The 18,907-nt window shown below is 73.2% G+C and carries 16 protein-coding genes and 1 tRNA gene; 5 read left to right on the top strand and 12 right to left on the bottom strand.

The window, feature by feature from the left end:
- Positions 1-47 precede the first annotated feature (47 nt).
- The 3 genes from ACZ3IL_RS02145 to ACZ3IL_RS02155 form a co-directional block, all read right to left on the bottom strand.
- Positions 48-1,970, bottom strand: a complete 1,923-nt coding sequence (locus tag ACZ3IL_RS02145) for a tetratricopeptide repeat protein (protein WP_467385646.1) — start codon at positions 1,968-1,970, stop codon at positions 48-50.
- Positions 1,971-2,176: 206 nt separating this feature from the next.
- Positions 2,177-2,250: transfer RNA gene (locus ACZ3IL_RS02150), tRNA-Met, on the bottom strand.
- A 45-nt stretch (positions 2,251-2,295) separates the two neighbouring features.
- Complete coding sequence (locus tag ACZ3IL_RS02155) at positions 2,296-5,187, bottom strand: UPF0182 family membrane protein (RefSeq protein ID WP_467386777.1); 2,892 nt, start codon at positions 5,185-5,187, stop codon at positions 2,296-2,298.
- A gap of 164 nt (positions 5,188-5,351) precedes the next feature.
- On the opposite strand from ACZ3IL_RS02155, the gene ACZ3IL_RS02160 reads away from it, so the two are divergent.
- Positions 5,352-5,903: a PPA1309 family protein gene (locus ACZ3IL_RS02160; protein WP_467385647.1), complete on the top strand. Its 552-nt coding sequence runs from the start codon at positions 5,352-5,354 to the stop codon at positions 5,901-5,903.
- Positions 5,904-6,110: 207 nt separating this feature from the next.
- Here the strand turns inward: ACZ3IL_RS02160 and ACZ3IL_RS02165 are convergent, their stop codons facing one another.
- The 4 genes from ACZ3IL_RS02165 to ACZ3IL_RS02180 all read right to left on the bottom strand — a co-directional run bounded on the left by ACZ3IL_RS02165 (position 6,111) and on the right by ACZ3IL_RS02180 (position 9,740).
- Positions 6,111-7,202, bottom strand: coding sequence for a YlbL family protein (locus tag ACZ3IL_RS02165; RefSeq protein WP_467385648.1), 1,092 nt, complete (start codon positions 7,200-7,202; stop codon positions 6,111-6,113).
- Between the two features lie 246 nt (positions 7,203-7,448).
- Positions 7,449-7,667 (bottom strand): hypothetical protein, encoded by a 219-nt coding sequence (locus ACZ3IL_RS02170; protein ID WP_467386836.1) that lies wholly within the window; start codon positions 7,665-7,667, stop codon positions 7,449-7,451.
- Positions 7,668-7,889: 222 nt separating this feature from the next.
- Positions 7,890-8,351 carry a molybdenum cofactor biosynthesis protein MoaE gene (locus ACZ3IL_RS02175; RefSeq protein WP_467385649.1) on the bottom strand — a complete coding sequence of 154 codons (462 nt, stop codon included), beginning with the start codon at positions 8,349-8,351 and terminating at the stop codon, positions 7,890-7,892.
- A 279-nt stretch (positions 8,352-8,630) separates the two neighbouring features.
- Complete coding sequence (locus ACZ3IL_RS02180) at positions 8,631-9,740, bottom strand: SDR family oxidoreductase (protein WP_467385650.1); 1,110 nt, start codon at positions 9,738-9,740, stop codon at positions 8,631-8,633.
- A 212-nt stretch (positions 9,741-9,952) separates the two neighbouring features.
- Here ACZ3IL_RS02180 and ACZ3IL_RS02185 point away from each other — a divergent pair, with 212 nt between their 5' ends.
- The gene (locus ACZ3IL_RS02185) at positions 9,953-11,458 is read left to right on the top strand and encodes a zinc-dependent metalloprotease (protein ID WP_467385651.1); all 1,506 of its coding nucleotides are present in this window, start codon (positions 9,953-9,955) and stop codon (positions 11,456-11,458) included.
- Complete coding sequence (locus tag ACZ3IL_RS02190) at positions 11,455-11,991, top strand: NUDIX hydrolase (RefSeq protein ID WP_467385652.1); 537 nt, start codon at positions 11,455-11,457, stop codon at positions 11,989-11,991. Before ACZ3IL_RS02185 ends, ACZ3IL_RS02190 begins: the two co-directional genes overlap by 4 nt.
- 61 nt (positions 11,992-12,052) lie before the next feature.
- On the opposite strand, the gene ACZ3IL_RS02195 is transcribed toward ACZ3IL_RS02190, so the two are convergent.
- The 4 genes from ACZ3IL_RS02195 to ACZ3IL_RS02210 form a co-directional block, all read right to left on the bottom strand.
- Complete coding sequence (locus ACZ3IL_RS02195) at positions 12,053-12,808, bottom strand: AIM24 family protein (protein WP_467385653.1); 756 nt, start codon at positions 12,806-12,808, stop codon at positions 12,053-12,055.
- 19 nt (positions 12,809-12,827) lie between these two features.
- On the bottom strand, positions 12,828-13,508 hold the full coding sequence (locus tag ACZ3IL_RS02200; protein ID WP_467385654.1) for an AIM24 family protein: 681 nt from the start codon (positions 13,506-13,508) through the stop codon (positions 12,828-12,830).
- A gap of 14 nt (positions 13,509-13,522) precedes the next feature.
- Positions 13,523-15,190: a TerD family protein gene (locus ACZ3IL_RS02205; protein WP_467385655.1), complete on the bottom strand. Its 1,668-nt coding sequence runs from the start codon at positions 15,188-15,190 to the stop codon at positions 13,523-13,525.
- A gap of 132 nt (positions 15,191-15,322) precedes the next feature.
- Positions 15,323-15,898 (bottom strand): M48 metallopeptidase family protein, encoded by a 576-nt coding sequence (locus tag ACZ3IL_RS02210; protein WP_467385656.1) that lies wholly within the window; start codon positions 15,896-15,898, stop codon positions 15,323-15,325.
- Between the two features lie 257 nt (positions 15,899-16,155).
- Between ACZ3IL_RS02210 and ACZ3IL_RS02215 the strand changes: the two genes are divergently transcribed.
- The gene (locus tag ACZ3IL_RS02215; protein WP_467385657.1) at positions 16,156-17,295 is read left to right on the top strand and encodes a TOMM precursor leader peptide-binding protein; all 1,140 of its coding nucleotides are present in this window, start codon (positions 16,156-16,158) and stop codon (positions 17,293-17,295) included.
- Positions 17,296-17,336: 41 nt separating this feature from the next.
- On the top strand, positions 17,337-18,698 hold the full coding sequence (locus ACZ3IL_RS02220) for an ABC1 kinase family protein (RefSeq protein ID WP_467385658.1): 1,362 nt from the start codon (positions 17,337-17,339) through the stop codon (positions 18,696-18,698).
- 13 nt (positions 18,699-18,711) lie between these two features.
- Here ACZ3IL_RS02220 and ACZ3IL_RS02225 read toward each other — a convergent pair whose 3' ends face one another.
- Entirely contained in the window at positions 18,712-18,894 is a 183-nt protein-coding gene (locus ACZ3IL_RS02225; RefSeq protein WP_467385659.1) for a hypothetical protein, read from the bottom strand.
- Positions 18,895-18,907: the final 13 nt, after the last annotated feature.

Below are 18,907 nucleotides of genomic sequence, written 5' to 3' on the forward strand. Positions count from 1 at the left end.
CGTCGCCGGCGCAAATCCGTTGCCCCCGACGCCCCCGGACCCGGCCGTCACGCCGTGAGTTCCTGGTGCAGGGCCTCGCTCAGCCGCGCCGCCCGCTCGGCGACCTCCGCCGGGCCCAGCTCCACCGCGCGGGCGCACCAGCGGCGTCCCTCGGTGAGTTCGCCCCGGCGCGCCGCGAGCAGCGCGAGCCGGAGGGCGGCGCGGCCGTGGCCGGCCCGGGCGGCCCGGGTCCACCAGAGGGCCGCCTCGCGCTCGTTCCCCTCGCGGGCGAGCAGCAGGCCCAGGTTGAAGGCGCCGTTGCGGCTGCCGGCCTCGGCGGCCTCCCGGTACCAGCGGTCGGCCTCCGCCAGGTCGCCGCGCGCGGCGGCGAGCATCCCGACCCGCACCTGGGCGCGCCGGTGGCCCTGCTGGGCGGCCCGCTCGTACCACTCCTCGCACTCGCTCTTCTCCTCGCGGGAGGCGCCGAGCACGGCGGGGCCCGGCTCGGGGCGACGCGCGTCGAGCACCGAGGCGAGCCGGAAGGCGGCCTCGGCGCTGCCGCCCCCGGCCGCGCACCGCAGGTGCCGCTCGGCGGTGCGCTCGTCCCCGTCGCGCAGGGCGGCGATGCCGACCTGGAGGGCGGCCTCGGTGTGCCCGGCGGCGGCGGCCCGCTCGTACCAGACGAGGGCCGTGCGGTCGTCGTCGCGGCCCGCGTGGAGGATGCCCAGGTTGAAGGCGGCGTCCACGCTGCCCGCCTCGGCGGCCTTGGAGAACCAGGGCTCGGCCCCGTTGGCGTCGCCCGCCTGGAGGAGGAGCACGGCGAGCGCGTTGGCGGCCTCGCGGTGACCGGCGTAGGCGGCCCGCCGGTACCACTGCTCGGCCTGCGGGATGCGGTCCTGGGCGGCGCAGAGCAGCCCGAGGTTGTAGGCGCCGTTGACGTCCCCGGCGTCCATCGCGGCCCGGTACCAGCGCTCGGCGGTCTGCTGCTCGCCGCGGGCCGCGTGGAGGACGCCGAGGGCGTTGGCGGCGTTGCCGTCGCCGTCCTGGGCGGCGCGCAGCCACCACACGGCGGCGCTCTCCTCGTCGCCCGCGTCGCGGAGCAGGAAGCCGAGCGCGCAGGCGGCCCTGGCCTCGCCCTCCTTCGCGGAGCTGAGGTACCAGCGGCCCGCCTCCTTCAGCTCGCCGCGCTGTTCCAGGATGGCGCCCAGGTGGAGCGCGGCCCTGCGGTGGCCGCGCGCGGCGGCCTGCCGGAACCACTGCTCGGCCTCGGCGAGCAAGCCCGGCGGGCCGCCGGCCGCCCCGTCGGGGGCGGCCCCGGGCACGGGGAGCCGGGAGCCGGTGTCGTGCGGTCCGCGGGCCGCCCCGGTGGCACGGCGCTCCAGGGCCGTGGCCAGGCGGTAGGCGGCCTCGCGGTGGCCCTGCTCGGCGGCGGCGCGCAGCCACCGCTCGGCGCCGATGTCGCCGCGGTGCTCCAGGAGGTCGGCGAGGGCGTACGCGCCGAGGGCGTGGCCCTGTTCGGCGGCCTGGCGCAGCCAGTACTCGGCCGCGGGCTCGTCGCCGCGCTCGCGGTGGTGGCGGCCGAGCGCGTGGGCGGCGGGGGCGGAGCCGGCGACGGCGGCGACCCGCCACCAGCCCGCGGCCTCGTCGGCGTATCCGCGCTGGTGCAGCAGGACGCCCAGGTTGTTGGCGGCGGCCCGGTCCCCCTCGGCGGTGGCGGCGCGCAGGTAGGGTTCGGCGGCGTCGAGGTCGCCGCGGCGCAGCAGCAGGGCGCCGAGGGCGCTCACCGAGGCGAGGTCGCCGAGTTCGGCCGCGCGGCGGTGCCGGGCCTCGGTCTCGGTCTCGTTCTCGGCGTCGGCATCGCTCTCGACGGTGCCCACGGCGGCGCCGGCGGCCCCCACCGCCTCTATGATCTCGTCCGCGGCGTTCCTGGCGTGCCGCTGCACAAACCGCCCTGTCTCCAACAGAGTTGCCCTGTCCCCCATAAATACCATCGTCGCATCACCCGCCACCCGAGCACATCTGGTAAACCGCAGCCAGTGAGGTCACTCGGCGTTTTGTCGACATGCCCACAGAGAGACAAGTCAAACACGACTTACGCCAACTCGCCCCTTGCCTACCGCTCTTCGGTACCCCCTGACACGCCGACACACGACGAGGGCCCGAATCCTTATGGATTCGGGCCCTCGTTCTCACTGAGTAGCGGGGACAGGATTTGAACCTGCGACCTCTGGGTTATGAGCCCAGCGAGCTACCGAGCTGCTCCACCCCGCGTCGATGACGTAACAGTATCACGACGCGGGGACGGAAAACCTCAGGTCAGCTGCCCGCCGCCGGTGACTTGACCTTCGCCCCGGCTTCCGCGACCCGCTGGAGGGCCGCCCGGAGGTCCGCCTGGGCCTTGCCGTACGCGGTCCAGTCGCCCTTGCGCAGCGCGGCCTCGCCCTCGTCGTACGCCTTCTGCGCGTCGGCGATCGCCTGCTTCAGCACGTCGCCGTCCGAGGACGGCGGCGGAGGCGTGGTGCCCGGCGGCTGCGGCGTCGGCTGCGACGGCGCCTCCACCCCGAAGACCGCGTTGAGCCCCTTGGTGAGGTTGTCCTCGAACACCGTGGTGTCCTTGGTCGTGTCGCCCTCCGGCTGGTCCGCGTCCACGTACGAGACCGCGACCTTCTTCAGGAGCGGGTAGAGCGCGTTCCGCCCCTGGGCGTACACCGGCTCCACGTACAGGAACCCGCCGTCGAGCGGCACGGTCAGCAGGTTGCCGTACTGGATGTCCGAGTCGGCGCCCTTCATGTCCCGGACGAACTGCGCCACGGACGGCAGACCGTTGAGCTTGCTCTGCACCTGGGCCGGTCCTGGCACGTCCTGGGTGACCCGGAGCAGTCTCAGCCGGCCGTACTCCTTGCTGGTGGCGTCGGCGTCGACCGCCATGAAGCCGCCCAGGTTGGGCCGTCCGTTCGGGGTGAACGTCGTCGTCAGCGAGAAGCGCTGCGCCTCGTCCCCGGGCATCTTCATGCTCAGGTAGTACGGCGGGACCGCGTTGCCGGCCTTGGTGGTCGGGTCGTCCGGCACCTGCCAGGCGTCCGAGCCGCTGTAGAACTGCGCGGGGTCGGTGACGTGGTAGCGGGTCAGCAGCTCGCGCTGGACCTTGAACATGTCCTGCGGGTAGCGCAGGTGCTCCAGGAGGTCGCCCTTGATCGCGGACTTCGGCTTGACCGTGTCCGGGAAGGCCTTCATCCAGGTCTTCAGGACCGGGTCCTCGGTGTCCCACTCGTAGAGGGTCACCGTGCCGTCGTAGGCGTCGACGGTGGCCTTCACCGAGTTGCGGATGTAGTTGACCTGGTTCTGCTGGGCGACGACCGCGCGCTGCCGGTTGCCGACCGTCAGGGAGTCGGCCGTCGTGTCGCCGAGCGTGGTGCGCGAGGCGTACGGGTAGCCGTTGGTCGTCGTGTACGCGTCGACGATCCACTGGATCCGGCCGCCGACGACCGCCGGGTAGGCGTCGCCGTCGATGGTCAGCCAGGGCGCGACCGCCTCGACGCGCTGCTTGGGCGTGCGGTTGTAGAGGACGCGCGAGCCGTCGCCGATGGCCCCGGAGTACAGGATCTGCGGCTCGCTGAAGGCCACCGCGTACGCGGCGCGGTTGAAGGTGCTGGAGAGGCTGACGCCGCTCTTCTCCTTGTAGCTGGTGGTCTTCTCGCCGTTCTCCTCGTAGTCCAGCTCCTTCTGGGGGCCGCCCACGATCGAGTACTGGTCGGTCTTCTCGCCGTAGTAGATCCGCTGCTCGTACTTCGGCAGCTGACCGGTGGTCGGCAGGCCGGACTCGGTGAAGACCGGGGAGCCGTTGGCGTCCGTCTGGGTGCCCGCGGCCATGATCGCGCCGTAGCCGTGGGTGTAGGTGAAGTGGTCGTTGATCCAGTTCCGCTTCGGGATGCCCTTGATGTTGAGCTCGCGGAGACCGATGACGGTGTCCTTGCCCTGGTAGCGGTCCACGTCCAGGGTGGTCGGGAACTGGTAGTACTTCCGCTTCTGCTCCAGCTGCTGGAACGTGGGCGAGACGATGTTCGGATCGAGGAGCCGGTAGCTCGCCGCCGAGTCGGCGTCCCCCCGCAGCCGGTCCTTGGCCTTGACCGTCGACTTGCCCGAGTAGTTCTCGGGCTTCGTCCCGTCGATCGCGTACGCCTTGCGGGTCGCGTCGATGTTCTTCTGGATGTACTCGGCTTCCTTGGCCTGCTCGTTCGGCTGGACCTGGAACTTCTGCACGATGGCCGGGTACAGGCCGCCGATCAGGACCGCCGACAGCACCATCAGGCCGAAGCCGATCACCGGGAGCTGCCAGGTGCGGCGCCAGAGCGTCGCGAAGAACAGCACGGCGCAGATCGCGGCGATGCAGAAGAGGATGGTCTTCGCCGGCAGGTACGCGTTGGCGTCGACGTACCGCAGGCCCGTCCAGTTGCCGGTGGCCTTGAAGTCGCTGGACTTCACGGCCAGCCCGTACCGGTCGAGCCAGTACGCCACGGCCTTCAGCGACACGAAGACGCCGAGCAGCACCGAGAGGTGGCCCGTGGCGGCGGCGGTGGCGCGGGCGCCCGGACTGGTGACCCGGAGGCCGCCGTACAGGTAGTGCGTGAGCGCGGCGGCGATCAGCGACAGGACCGCGGCGGCGAAGCCGAACGCGAGGAGGAAGCGGTACCAGGGCAGGTCGAAGGCGTAGAACGCCACGTCGAGACCGAACTGCGGGTCCTTCTGGCCGAACTTCACCCCGTTGACCCACATCAGCCAGGTGCGCCACTGGCCGGAGGCGGAGGCGCCGGCGATCAGGCCCACCAGGGCGGCGACCGCGAGCAGCACCCACTTCCTGAACGGCGCGAGGCCCATCCGGTACCGGTCGAGGCTCTGCTGCTCCATCGACATCGCGCTGAGCGGCGGCCGCAGCCGGTGCGCCAGCCAGATGTTGAAGCCGACGGCGAGCCCCATGAGGAGGCCGAAGACCGCGAAGAGCCCGATCTTGGTCCAGAGGGTGGTGGTGAACACGGACGAGTACTCGACCGAGCGGTACCAGAGCCAGTCCGTCCAGAACCCGGCGAACATCACGAACGCCATGGCCAGAACGGCCAGCACCCCGAGTGTCATGAGCAGGGTACGGGCCCGCCGGGACGGCCGGCCGACTCTCATCCTTGGCCCTGACGGGCCTCCGCCGCGGTCCGGCATCTGGAAAGCCAACGTGCGCCCCTCGATGTTGATGCGTCTCGGTGTCGACGCGTGCTGCTGACGCGCCTGAAAGCAGGCCCCGCGATCGTAGGGCCCACTGGTGCAACTTACTGAGGCTTTACCTAGTTCCCGTCTTCGGGGGGAGAGGAGGCAGGATATTGGTCATGTCCAACGTTTCCCCCTCCGGCCCGGCGATGGCCGCGAGCCCCCTCACCCGTGCGGTGCTCGAGATCGACGAGTACGCGTCGGGCCTCGGCTGGGACCAGCCCGCCCGCCTGTTCGCCCTGGTCGACACCGCCCGGCTGCGCGCCCAGGAGCCCAAGCTCGCCTCCCAGCTCGGGCTGGGCGACGACGTCACCTCCTACACCCCGATCGAGCAGGACAAGGTGCCGCGCGGGAAGCCGCTCGACGACTTCCTCGGCACGATCGCCTGGCCCGACGCCGTGGCCGGCTGCGCCATGACGGTGGAGCGGCTCATGCTGCCGCCGTCGGCGGAGGCCCAGGTGCCGCAGGGCCTGAACGAGAAGCAGCTCGCCAAGTGGGTCGCCGCGCACCCGGACCGCCAGGAGGTCCGGATGACCGTGGCGGTGCTGCGGAGCGGGGCGCGCGAGGCGGCGATCCGGCTGCGCGAGAAGGACACGGCGACCGAGGTGCTGACCGGCCCCGACCTGGTGCCGGGGCTCGCCGAGGCCCTGGCGGCGACCTTCGAGGGCTGAGGGTCCCCCGGACGGGGGGCGCCCGGCGGGGCGTCCCCCTCTTCCCGTACGTCCCCGGATTTCTCCACGCTCCGGGCGCGCGGGCTCCGGCCCCGCGGACGTACGGGCTCCGGCCCGCGCCGGACGCAGGGGGCCCGGCCCGCGCCGGACGTACGGCTTCCGGCCTGCGCCGGACCTACGGCTTCCGGCCTCCGCCGGGCGTACGGGTCAGCTCTTCTTCGCGCAGCTCGGCAGGGACGCGGTGTCACCCTTGCGGAGCTTCTCCAGCGACTTCGTGGCGTCGGCGATGGTGTCCACCTTGACGAGGGTGAGACCGGCGGGCGTGTCGGCGGCGGCCGCCTCGCAGTTGTCGGCCGGGGTGAGGAAGTACTCGGCGCCCGCCCCGCGCGCGCCGACCAGCTTCATCCCGATGCCGCCGATCGGACCGACCTCGCCCTTGTCGTCGATGGTGCCGGTGCCCGCGACGAACCGGCCGCCGGTGAGGCTTCCAGGGGTGAGCTTGTCGATGATGCCGAGCGCGAACATCAGACCCGCGCTGGGGCCGCCGATGTCCGCCAGGTTGACGTCGATCGTGAACGGGAAGACGTGGTCGGTCCCGGCCCGGATGCCGACGACGGCCCGGCCGCCCTCCTCGGAGGCGGTGGTCGTGATGACCACCTTCCGGGTGACGGACGGCTCCTTGTGCGCCTTCTCGGCGGCGGCCGCCTCCTCGGCGGGGACGATCGTGAACTCGACCTTCTGGCCGGGCTTCCGCTTCGTCACCTGCTCGGCGACGTCGCTCTGCTCGGCGATCGGCACGCCGTCGACGGCCTTGATGACGTCCCCGGCGTGCAGCCGGCCCTCGGCCGGGGCGCCCTTGACCACGGAACCGACGACGACCCGGGAGACCACGGGGATGCCCAGCTCCTTGAGGGCGGCCGTCTTGGCGCTCTCCTGGGACTGGCTGAACTCCTCGGCGTTCTCCTGGCTGGACTCCTCCTCGGTCTTCCCGTCCGGGTAGAGCGTGTCGTGCGGCACCACCACGTTGTCGTGGGCGAGCCACCCGTAGACGGCCTCGAAGGCGTTCATCCGGTAGTTCGCGCCGGTGACGCGGACCGTGGTCATGTTGAGGTGCCCGTCGGTCGGGTACGTCTTGCGGCCCGAGATCCGCAGGACCGGCTCCCCCCTGGCCTCGCCGAGGGTGTTGACCGTGGGCCCCGGGCTCATCTCCGCGTACGGCACCGGGATCAGGACGCCCGCGATGAGCAGGCAGATCAGAACCAGGGTGGAGGCGAGCATCGTCGCGGTGCGGCGTGGCATGGAACGACAGTACGGGACTCGCCTGTGAGCACACCCGTGGGGCGGGGCCGTACGGGGCCCGGGACCGTGCGGGGCCCGGGCCTCGCGGGGAGGGGGGCGGAAGGACCTCGCGGGACCGGAGCCGTACGGGGAGCGGAGTCGTACGGGGGTGGTCCGTTTCGGACGGTCCGGTAGTCCGTTTCGGACGGTCCGGTGGTCCACTTCGAACGCTCCGGCAGTCCGTTTCGGACGGTCCGGTGGTCCGCGTCAGCCGGACGGCGACGAGCCGACGGCGCCGGCCGTCGCGGCCGGTTCGCGCTCCGGGGAGACGGAACCGTGCGGGACGGGACCGCGGGAAGCGGAACCGTGGGGAGCCTGGTCGTGGAAGGCGGAGTCGTGGGGGGCGGGGGCCGCGGGCGCGGTGTGGGCGCGTTCCATCGCGTCCCTGAAGCGGGCGTAGCCGGCGAGTTCGGCCACATCGCCCATGGTCTTGTTCCTCGAAGCCCAGCTTCCCCATATCGCCGCGCCGACGACTGCGAAAAGCGGAATCAGCAACCAGGCCAGCGCTGCCATTCCGACCTCCCATCCCCAGTGAGTTGATCAGCAGACTGTTTCATCCGTGTCGTCAACGCTCGCGCCCGGGGGTCGGTTACGCAAATCGGGCGGTCGGCTACGGCCTGTCGGCGCGCCGCCTTGCCCCGGCCCTCCCTAGCAGGCACCCACCCATTCCTCGGTTCCGTCCGAGAAGGTCTGGTGCTTCCAAATGGGTACCTCGTGCTTGAGGTCGTCGATCAGCTGCCGGCAGGCGGCGAAGGCCTCCGCGCGGTGGGGGCAGGAGACGGCCACGACCACCGCGACGTCACCCACGCGCAGGTCACCCACCCGGTGGACGGCGGCCAGGGCGCGGACCGGGTGGTTCGCGACGACCTTCTCGGCGACGCGGCGCAGCTCCGCCTCGGCCGTGGGATGGCAGGAGTAGCCCAGCGCGTCGACGTCCGCGCCGCCGTCGTGGTTGCGCACGGTGCCGACGAAGAGGGTCGTGCCGCCGGAGGCGTCGTCCCCGACGGCCCGGAAGACCTCGTCGACGGAGAGGGGGGCCTCCCGGATCGCGAGGAGCTTGAGGGGGTCGTCCGCGGCCCGTTCGCCGGGGTGGTCAAACGTCAGTGCCATGGGCCCATCGTGCCGTACGCCGCCGACAACCCGGAAGAGCCGTTCCGACCGGTGAACGGGGCTTCCGGTGGGAGGGTCCTCCAAGTCCGCCGGCCGGGCGCGGCCGCACCCGGCCGCGCTCCGGTACGAGAGCCGGAGGGCGCGGACCCGGGCGGTCGCGGGACCGGGCGATCGCGGGGCCGGGCGGTGCGGGACCCGGGCGATCGCGGGACCGGGCGATCGCGGGGCCGGGCGGTCGCGGGACCCGGGCGATCGCGGGACCGGGCGGTCGCGCGCGGGTCAGATCCCGCGCCGCTTCCGCATCTGCCGCACGAGCGCCGCCGTGCCGAGCAGCGCCACCGTCGCGCCGGCCGCGCCGGCCGCCGTCGCGTCCTTGCGTCCCAGGCGGCGCCCGGCGACCGTGTGTCGGCCCTCGACCTCCTCCAGGAGCGCGGCGAGGACCTCCTCGTTCGTCCACTTCGGCCGCCAGCCCGCGTCGTGCAGCCGTCCGACGCTCACCACCCAGGGGTGCATGGTGTACGCGAGGTCGCCGGCCGGGGACGGGGTGAGACCGATCCGGTGGAGGCGGGCCGCCGTGCCGAGGGCGACGGCGGAGGGCAGCTCCATGCGCCGGATGCCGGAGAGCGCCTCGACCTCCTCCTGCTCCAGCCAGCCCTCGCAGCCGACCGCCAGCTCGCCGTCGACCTTCTCCAGGGCGGCGTACTCCAGGGCGCTGACCAGGTCCTCGACGTGGCAGAACTGCCAGGTGGGCCGGGAGCCGGCGACGACGAGCAGCCGGGGCGACTCGAAGTAGCGGGTCAGCGCCGTGTCCGTCCCGCCGACGAGGACGGCGGGACGGACGACGGTGACGTGGAGTCCGGGGTGCGCGCGGGGCGCCCGGCGGCCGAGGCGCTCGATCTCCAGCAGGTCGCCGACGCCGGTGGCCTCCGCCGTGGCCCTCAGCTCGGCGTCCTCGGAGAGCGGGACGTCGTTGTCGGGGAGGGCGCCGTAGACCATGGCGGAGGTGCAGAGGACCACCCGGTGGACCCCGGCGGCCGCGGCGGCGGTCAGGACGGTCTGCGTGCCGCGCACGTTGTAGGCCGTCCGGGCGGCGGGGTCGGTCTCCAGGTCGAGGTCGACGGCGAGGTGCACGACGACGTCGGCGCCGCGCAGCTTCTCCGCGATGGCCGGATCGCGCACGTCGAGGATGTGCCACCGCGCCTCGGGGACCTCGCCCCGGCGCTCGTCGATGGCGACGACCCGCCCGACCTCCTCGGAGGCGGCGAGGCGCCTGGTCAGCAGGTCGCCGACGCCGGAGGCCGCGCCGGTGACCGCGACGACGGGGCCGCGCGCGGTGGACCGGGTCGGGTGGTTTCGCGCTCCGCGAACCTGTGGATCTGGGGAACTCACCGGGCGTCTCCAGCGGTTGTCTTCAGTACGTACGCCGCACGGCGTACGGACCAGGTGGCGTCCATCCTGCCGCAGGGCACGCCCCGGCGGAGCACCGAGCCCGTTTCCGGCCCGGATGTCTACGCTGGTGGTGTGCGGGGCCCGCCTGTCGGGCCCTGGTCGGGCAGTCGCCGTCGGCAGGAGGCCGGCGGCCCTACGAGCCGAGGAAACCTGTGAGTGACACCCCATTCGGATTCGGCCTTCCGCCGGAGGAGCCGGAGGACGGCGACGAGGGCAAGAAGAAGGACCCCGCCGGAGGTGGCCAGGGGTCCGGCGGCCCGGGCGGCAACCCGTTCGGGGCCGACCCCTTCGGCTTCGGGGCGCTGCCCGGCATGGGCGGGCCGGGGGGCCAGGGCGGCGCGGACAATCCGTTCGCGGCGATGTTCGGCTCGCTGAACCCCAACGATCTGGGCGCGGCCTTCCAGCAGCTCGGGCAGATGCTCAGCTACGAGGGCGGTCCCGTGAACTGGGACATGGCCAAGCAGATCGCGCGCCAGGTGGTGGCCCAGGGCACCGCCGACGGCACCAAGGACGCCAGCGTGGGCCCGGCCGAGCGGTCGGCGGTCCAGGAGGCCCTGCGCCTGGCCGACCTGTGGCTGGACCAGGTCACCTCGCTGCCCTCCGGCGCGGGCACCGCCGTGGCGTGGAGCCGCGCGGAGTGGGTCGAGGCGACGCTGCCGGCGTGGCAGCAGCTCGTGGACCCGGTCGCGGAGCGGGTCGGCGCGGCGATGGGCGACGTCCTGCCGGAGGAGATGCAGGCCATGGCGGGCCCGCTGATCGGCATGATGCGCTCCATGGGCGGCGCCATGTTCGGCCAGCAGATCGGGCAGGCCGTGGGCGCGCTCGCCGGCGAGGTCGTCGGCTCGACCGACGTCGGCCTGCCGCTGGGCCCGGCGGGGCGCGCCGCGCTGCTGCCGCTGAACGTCGAGGCCTTCGGCAAGGACCTGGGCGTGCCCCCGGACGAGGTGCGGCTGTACCTGGCCCTGCGCGAGGCGGCCCACCAGCGCCTCTTCGCGCACGTGCCGTGGCTGCGCGCCCATCTGTTCGGCGCGGTCGAGGGGTACGCGCGCGGGATCAAGGTCGACACCTCGAAGCTGGAGGAGGCGGTGGGCCAGCTCGACCCGACGCACCCCGAGCAGCTTCAGGAGGCGCTCCAGCAGGGCATGTTCCAGCCGGAGGACACCCCGGAGCAGAAGGCGGCCCTGGCCCGTCTGGAGACGGCGCTCGCGCTGGTCGAGGGCTGGGTGGACGCGGTGGTCCACGAGGCCGCCAAGTCCCGTCTGACCTCGGCGGACGCGCTGCGTGAGACGCTGCGCCGGCGACGGGCCTCGGGCGGTCCCGCCGAGCAGACCTTCGCGACGCTGATCGGCCTGGAGCTGCGGCCGCGGCGGCTGCGGGACGCGGCGCGCCTGTGGGCCTCGCTCACCGACGCGCGCGGGGTCGACGGCCGGGACGGGCTGTGGGAGCACCCGGACATGCTGCCGACGGCGACCGACCTGGACGACCCGGACGGCTTCGTGCACCGCGAGCACCTGGACTTCTCCGAGCTGGACAAGATGCTGGGCGAGGCGGCGGCGGGCGGCTCCGGTTCCGGTTCCGGTTCCGGTTCCGGTTCCGACGAGAAGCGTGACGGCCGGGCCGGCGGGGACGCTTCCGGCGAGGACGACGGCGACCGGTGAGCCTGCGCGACGACGCGGTCCTCGTGCTGAAGGAGTACGAGGGCCGGGAGGACGCGGACCAGGAGCGGCTCCGCCGGGTCTATCTGGAGCACCTGGACGCGCATCCCGACGGCATGTACAAGGCCTGCGGGGCCGGACATCTGACCTCCAGCGCGCTGGTGGTCGACCCTTCGCGGGGGCGGGTGCTGCTGACCCTCCACCGGAAGCTGGGCCTGTGGCTCCAGATGGGCGGCCACTGCGAGCCGGACGACACGACGGTCGAGGCCGCCGCGCTGCGGGAGGCGACGGAGGAGTCCGGGATCGCGGGGCTGACCCTGCTGCCGGGCGGCCCGGTGCGGCTCGACCGGCACCCGATCCCGCCGCCCTGCCACTGGCACCTGGACGTCCAGTACGCGGCGCTCGCCCCGGCCGGCGCGGTGGAACGGATCAGTGAGGAGTCCCTCGACCTGCGCTGGTACGCCTACGCGGAGGTGCCGGACGTGGCCGACGCGTCGGTGGTCCGCCTTCTGGAGGACACGCTGGCACGGCTGTGACGGGCACGGCGGAGGGGGCGGGGCCGCCGGTGGCGGTCCCGCCCCCCTCCGGTGCTTCCGGCTAGTTCCAGGCGTTGTTCTGGTTCTGGCCGCGGGCGCCGTGCTGTCCCGCGCCGAACTGGGCGGCGACGCCCTGCCCGATGACCGCGTGCTGCGGGGGCATGACCTCGCTGGGCTGGACGAGGGCGAAGCCCTGTCCGAGGAAGCTGAGCTCCCAGCCCTCGCCGGTGTCGCCGCGCCGGCGGCGGACGCCGGAGTTGTGCGTCTGCGCCTGCATCTGGACGCGGAGGCCGGTGGACCAGGCGACGATCGCGTCCGCGTCGGCGCTGACGTACTTGTCGGGCGTGACCCGCATCATCAGCGGCTGGCCCGAGGTCATCAGGGCGACCTTGCCCCGGCCGGAGATGTTGAGCTGGTACTTGCCGGTCCCGGAGACGCCGTACTGGCTGTCGACGGCGATGACCTCGGTGTGGAGGGTCGAGTCGAGCGCCAGGACGTAGGCGCTGTCGACGGTGAGGCCCTCCTGCTCGACGTCCACGACGTGGACGTACTGGGCGAGGTTGGCGAAGTAGACCGTGCCCTGCCCGGAGCAGCGCATCAGGTCCAGCCCCTCGCCGGTGCGGGCGCGGGCCCGGCGCTGGTTGGCGGTCTGGTACTCGCCGTCGAAGTCGATCAGCCCCTGGTACGCGACCATGGCGCCCTTGCGGGCCAGGACGTCGTCCTGGCCGTTCAGGCTCACCCTCAGGAGCTGCGGGTTCTGGACGACGTACCGTTCCTGGCTCTGCTGTTCGGCGTGGTTGAAAAGCGGGCTCTGCATGGTGTGTTCTCGCTTCCCCTCAGCCCCGGGCCCGCAGGCGGTCGGTGCTGTCCTCGCTCGGCTGTACGACGACGATGCCCTGGCCCGAGAAGGCCATCTGGTACGCCTCGCCGCTGCCCCGCCCGATGAGGGAGGACGCCTTGAAGCTGCGCTTGCCCTTGACCTTGAGCGCGGGCGACCAGGCGACGAGCGCGTCGGGGTCGACGTAGGTCTCGTCCTCGCCGCGGCCGCAGTCGACGACGATCGGCGTGCCGCGCGAGGTCAGCGCGACCCAGCCGGTGCCGGAGACCGTCACGTTGAACAGTCCCTGCCCGGCGAACTTGGCGAGCCCCTTGACCCGCTCGACGCCCCACTGGAGGTTGGCGTCGAAGGCGAGCAGGTTGGTGCCGTTGACCGACAGGGAGTCGTTGTTCAGGTTGATCACGACGACGTCGGCACCGTAGTCGGCGAGGTAGAGCAGTCCGTCGCCCGAGCACTTCATGAGCGGCGCGCCCTCGCCGGTGATCCACTGCTGCGCGTACTGGCGGACGGCGGGCGGATTGGGCTCGTAGGTGATGAAGCCCTCGTAGGCGACCATCGAGCCGGACCGGGCGTAGAGGTCCTGGCCGGTCGCCATGGCGACCTTGAGCATGGCGCGGCCGTGGTTCTCCATCCGGGCCGCGACGGGGGTCGGGGCGTAGCCCGCGAGTTGCTGGTTCATGGCTTCGGGCTCCCTCAGACCTCGTAGGGCTGGACGACGACGAAGTTGCCGGGGGCGCCCCGGAACTGGAGGTTCACGGTCTCCCCGCTGTGGCCGGGGTAGGCGTTGCGGCGGAGCCGCACCTGGCTGGACAGGACCACCTGGGAGGCGGACGACCAGGCGACGACGGCGTTGCAGTCGGCGAAGGTGGTCGGCGTGACGGGCAGGACCACGGGGATGCCGCGCGTCTTCACGACGACGGTGCCGCTGCCGTGGAACTGCATGGTGAAGAGGGCGCCGCCGGGGATGCCGTGGCCCTCGATGCGGCGGACCTCGTACTGCAGGGACTCGTCGAACGCGAGGACGTTCTCGGCGGAGACGCAGATGCCGTCGCCCTGGAGCTCGATCGGGTGCAGGTGGGCGCCCTCCTCGGCGAGGAAGACCTGGCCGCGGCCGGTGCAGCGCATCAGCTGCATCTCCTGGCCGGTGGCGTTGCCGACGATCCGGCCGGCGAAACCCGCTCCCTTGTAGCCGAAGTCGACCTTGCCCTGGTACATGACCATGGAGCCCTGCCGGGCCAGGACGGGCGTGCCGCCCATGGCGAGGTCGACCCGCATGAGCTGCTGGTTCTGCGGGGTCCAGCGGGCGCCGGTGGCGGTCTCCTTGTACGGCGCGAGCGCGGCGGCGAGCCCGGCGCCGGTGGCGGGGGCGCCCTGCGGGACGCCGGCGGGCTGCCCGCCGTACGCGGGGGGCTGCTGCCCGTACGGGGGCGGTGTCTGCCCGTACGGGGGCTGGTGGCCGTGGGGCGGGATCTGCTGCTGCCCGTGACCGGGGTACGCGGGGCCGGGAGGCGGCCCGGGAACCTGGCCGTACTGGGGCGGCTGCGGCGGCTGCCCGTACGGCGCGGGGGCCGGGGCGGGCGGCGGCACGGGAGCCGGGGCCAGGGGCGCGACCATCGTGGGCGCCGTGTGGACCGGCGGTGCGGGCGGGGCGGGCGCGGGCGGCGGGGCGGGCGCCTGAGGGGCGCCGAACGCGGGGGCCGGGGCCGGGGCGGCGGGAGCACCGAACGCCGGGGCCGGGGCAGCGGGGGCGGCGAACGCCGGGGGCGCCGCGGCCTGCGGCGGCGGGGCGAAACCGGGAGCGGCCGCCTGCTGCTGCGGAGCGGCGGGCTCCTCCTCGGCGACCTCGCCGCCGAAGTTCCGCAGGAGCGCCTCCAGGCCTCCGTCGAAGCCCTGGCCGACGGCGGCGAACCGCCAGACGTCCTTGAGGTAGAAGTCGCCGAGCATCACCGCGCGCTCGGTGGAGAACTCCGCTCCGGTGAACGCGTACCGGGCGACCTCCTCGCCGCCCGCCACGATCCGCAGGTGGCCGGGGCCGATCTGGGACATCTGGCCCGCGCCGTCGACCGTCGCGGTGAAGGACAGCTTGTGGATGTGCGCGGGGACGCGGTCGAGGGTGACGCGGAAGGACTCGGTGTCGCCGGCCTGGGGGCCGAGGAGCTGGATGGACTCCTCGGGCGACTTCGGCTGGTTGAAGAAGACGAAGTAGCGGTCGTCCGACAGCCGCTCGTCGGCGTCGAGCCCGAAGCAGCTGATGTCGAAAGTCAGTCCGGGCGCCGAGATCTGCACGCCCACGTACAGATCCGTCCCCGCGGTCAGATCACTGATCTTGGCCTTGTGGCCGCGTTGGAATTCCCTGGCCATGCGTAACGACCGTCCCCCATCCCGAATGGCGAATGCTCGCGCAAGGCTAACCGCTGTGTACGACATCGAGACAGGCCGGGCGGTTTTCGGTACGAAATCGGGAAACCCGCGCACCGGCGCGTGGCGGCCCCGTCACTCCTCGCGAGCGGCCGGGGGGCGGGGAAGCCGCTCGGCGTCGGCCACGCCCTCCAGGTAGCCGCGCGCCCGCTCGGTGCGGGGGTACGCCTCCAGGAGCCGCCAGAAGGCGGGGCCGTGCCCGGCGACGAGCAGATGGGCCAGCTCGTGCAGGAGGACGTAGTCGACGACGTGCTCGGGCATGCCCTGGAGCCGGTGGGACAGGCGGATGCTGCCCTCGGAGGGGGTGCAGGAGCCCCAGCGGGTGTTCTGGTTGGTCACCCAGCGGACCGAGCGGGGGCGGGCCCGGCCTCCGAGGTACTGGCCGGACAGGCGCAGCGCCCGTTCGGTGAGTTCGCGGTCGCCGAAGACGGTCCTGCTCTCCTTCGCGGCCAGCCTGTCCAGCATGACCCCGACCCAGCGCCGTTCCTCCGCCTCCGACATGCGGGCGGGGATGAGCACCACGGTCCGGTCGCCCTCGCGGTAGGCGGAGACGGACTTCCTGCGCCGCGCGCTCCTGCGGACCTCGACGGCGCCCGCTCCCCCGTCTCGGGGCGGTTCGCTGGTCACACTGCGCTGGGGGTCGGCGGGCACGCCCCGACGTTACCCGCCGGCGGCGGGGAAAGTCCCGCCGGCGGGGTGGTTTCGGGAACGCCCGGTCCACTCCGCCCCTCATTCGAATGACTAATGCTCCCGGCCTGTGGACAACTTTCGGCGGCCGTCACGGGATCGGGGCATTCTCACCGGGGACGACGGAAAAGCCGTTGTCGATCATGAATATGGATCGCGGGACCACCACTCCGTGATCCCGGATCACTGATCACCGCGTGGGGACGGACGGGGGCGGGGAAATGCATCCGATGGTGAAACCGGCGTTGCGGAGGGCCTGGCGGAGTCTCCGGTGCGTCCAGTTCGGCGTGACCCCCGCGCACGCGGTGGTGCTCGATCCGGTCGACCCGGCGACGGGGTCGCTGCTCGGCCTGCTCGACGGCACCCGGGGGGTCGAGCTGCTGCGGGCCGAGGCGCGGGCGCTCGGTCTGCCGGACGGCCGCCTGGAGGCGTTCCTCGGCCGGCTGGAGGCGGCCGGTCTCCTCACGGACGCCGCGGCCGGGCGGCCCGGGAAGGCGGGACCGGCCGCCGGTGCGGTGGACACGGCCCTCGATCCGCTCCGCGCCGACCTGGCCTCGCTCTCCGTGGTCCACCCCGAGCCGGACCGGGCGGCGGGCACCCTCGCGGCCCGGCGGGCCCTGCGCGTCCAGGTCCGGGGAGCCGGGCGGGTGGGGACGACGGTGGCGGCCCTACTCGCCTCGGCGGGCGTGGGCGTGGTCGAAGTGCTGGACTCGGGCCGGGTCGAACCCTGGGAGACGGCCCCGGGCGGCCTCCCCGCCGAAGCCGTCGGCGAGCGCCGGGCGACCGCGGCCCGGCGCGTGGTCGGCCTCTGGTCGCGGGGCGCGGTCCGCGAGGGCCGGAGGAGCGGCCGGGGCGGGCCCGGGCTCTCGCTCGTCGTGGTGACGCCGAGGGACGGCCTCGGCGCCTACGTCCCCGATCCGCTCCCGGCCGCACCGTGGATCTCCACCGGCACCCCCCATCTGTACGCCGGGGTCGTCGAGGCGACCGGGACGGTCGGACCGCTCGTGCTGCCGGGCGGCACGGCCTGTGCCCGGTGCCTCCAGGAGGAGCGGACGGACCGGGAGCCGGTCCGGCCTCGGCTGCTCGCCCAGTGGCGCTCGGGCACCCCGCACCCGCTGCCGGCCTGCGACGTCGGACTGGCGACGGCGGTGGCGGGTCTGGCCGCCGCGCACGCCCTCGCCTTCCTGGACGGGGACCTGCCGGCGAGCACGGGCGCCCGCTGGGAGACGTCACTGCCGTTCCTGGAGTGGCGGACGGAGCGGCTCAGACCTCATCCGGCCTGCCCCTGCGGGGCGGCCCGCGGAAGGGAGGGGGAGCGCGTCTCGGCGGCCGGAGGGGCGCACGACACAATGGCGGGGTAACGGCCCTGCGCGGCGCGACAGTCTGGGTTTTGGAGGGGCACATGTCTGATCTTCCCCGGAAGGCGGTCACCCGGACCGCCAAGTTGGCCGCGTTGCCCCTGGGCTTCGCGGGCCGGGCCACCTGGGGTCTGGGCAAACGGATCGGCGGGAAGTCCGCGGAGCTCGTCGCCCGCGAACTCCAGCAGCGCACCGCGGAGCAACTGTTCAAGGTGCTCGGCGAGTTGAAGGGCGGGGCCATGAAGTTCGGCCAGGCCCTGTCCGTGTTCGAGTCGGCCCTCCCGGAGGAGGTCGCCGGACCCTACCGGGCCGCGCTGACGAAGCTTCAGGACGCGGCGCCGCCGATGCCGACGCGGACGGTGCACGCGGTCATGGAGGAGCGGCTGGGTGCCGACTGGCGGGACCTGTTCCTGGAGTTCGAGGACAAGCCGTCGGCGGCGGCGTCCATCGGGCAGGTGCACCGGGCCGTGTGGCACGACGGGCGCGAGGTCGCGGTGAAGGTGCAGTACCCGGGTGCCGGGGAGGCGCTGCTCTCTGACCTGGCGCAGCTGAGCCGCTTCGCCCGGCTCCTGGGACCGCTGGTCCCCGGCATGGACATCAAGCCGCTGATCGCCGAGATGCGGGACCGGGTCTCCGAGGAACTGGACTACGGCCTGGAGGCGGCGGCCCAGCGGAAGCACGCGGAGGAGTTCGCGGACGACCCCGACGTGGTGGTGCCGGCGGTGGTGCACCGGTCGGAACAGGTCCTGGTGACCGAGTGGATGGAGGGCGTCCCGCTCGCGGAGGTGATCGCGGACGGCACGGAGGCGCAGCGGGACCGGGCGGGCCAGCTCCTCGCCCGGTTCCTCTTCTCCGGCCCGGCGCGCACCGGTCTGCTCCACGCCGATCCGCACCCGGGGAACTTCCGGCTGCTGCCCGGCGCCGGCGGGGGCGGGAGCCCGGAGGAGTGGCGGCTCGGCGTCCTCGACTTCGGCACCGTGGACCGGCTGCCGGGCGGTCTGCCGGAGACGATCGGCGTCTGTCTGCGGACGGCCCTGGACGGTGACGCCGAGACGGTCTACGAACTGCTGCGGGGGGAGGGGTTCGTCAAGGAGACCGTCTCCCTCGACCCGGACGCGGTCCTGGAGTACCTGCTGCCGATCATCGAACCGGCCGGGGCGGACGCCTTCGTCTTCACCCGCGGCTGGATGCGCGCCCAGGCCGCCCGGATCGCCGATCCCCGTTCTCCCGCGCACCAGTTGGGCAAGCAGTTGAACCTGCCCCCCGCGTATCTGCTGATACACCGGGTGACGCTGAGCACCATCGGGGTGCTGTGCCAGCTCAACGCGACGGTCAGGCTGCGGGACGAACTGGAGGACTGGCTGCCGGGCTTCACGACGCCCCACCCGGACCCGGCCGGGGAGTAGGCCTCCCCCGGGGTCACCACCAGGAGGAGTCGAGCCGGGCCTCGATCGCACGGAGGTGGGTACGGGCGCAGTCCTCGCAGAAGTACACCCGCCGGCCGTCCTCCACCGAGCAGGTCCAGGTCAGCGGCAGGACATCGGCGGTCCTGCCGCAGCGCGCACAGCTGAGGGACTCTCGCGGGGTCCGGTCGTCGTCCACCCCTCCGACGATA

This window comes from Streptomyces sp. NPDC014907, assembly GCF_055562975.1.

What these genes read in the sequence shown, in the direction of transcription:
- ACZ3IL_RS02145 (WP_467385646.1), bottom strand. Translation starts at nt 1,970, where the DNA reads ATGGTATTTATGGGGGACAGGGCAACTCTGTTGGAGACAGGGCGGTTT.
- ACZ3IL_RS02155 (WP_467386777.1), bottom strand. Translation starts at nt 5,187, where the DNA reads ATGCCGGACCGCGGCGGAGGCCCGTCAGGGCCAAGGATGAGAGTCGGC.
- ACZ3IL_RS02160 (WP_467385647.1), top strand. Translation starts at nt 5,352, where the DNA reads ATGTCCAACGTTTCCCCCTCCGGCCCGGCGATGGCCGCGAGCCCCCTC.
- ACZ3IL_RS02165 (WP_467385648.1), bottom strand. Translation starts at nt 7,202, where the DNA reads ATGCCACGCCGCACCGCGACGATGCTCGCCTCCACCCTGGTTCTGATC.
- ACZ3IL_RS02170 (WP_467386836.1), bottom strand. Translation starts at nt 7,667, where the DNA reads ATGGGCGATGTGGCCGAACTCGCCGGCTACGCCCGCTTCAGGGACGCG.
- ACZ3IL_RS02175 (WP_467385649.1), bottom strand. Translation starts at nt 8,351, where the DNA reads ATGGCACTGACGTTTGACCACCCCGGCGAACGGGCCGCGGACGACCCC.
- ACZ3IL_RS02195 (WP_467385653.1), bottom strand. Translation starts at nt 12,808, where the DNA reads ATGCAGAGCCCGCTTTTCAACCACGCCGAACAGCAGAGCCAGGAACGG.
- ACZ3IL_RS02200 (WP_467385654.1), bottom strand. Translation starts at nt 13,508, where the DNA reads ATGAACCAGCAACTCGCGGGCTACGCCCCGACCCCCGTCGCGGCCCGG.
- ACZ3IL_RS02205 (WP_467385655.1), bottom strand. Translation starts at nt 15,190, where the DNA reads ATGGCCAGGGAATTCCAACGCGGCCACAAGGCCAAGATCAGTGATCTG.
- ACZ3IL_RS02215 (WP_467385657.1), top strand. Translation starts at nt 16,156, where the DNA reads ATGCATCCGATGGTGAAACCGGCGTTGCGGAGGGCCTGGCGGAGTCTC.
- ACZ3IL_RS02220 (WP_467385658.1), top strand. Translation starts at nt 17,337, where the DNA reads ATGTCTGATCTTCCCCGGAAGGCGGTCACCCGGACCGCCAAGTTGGCC.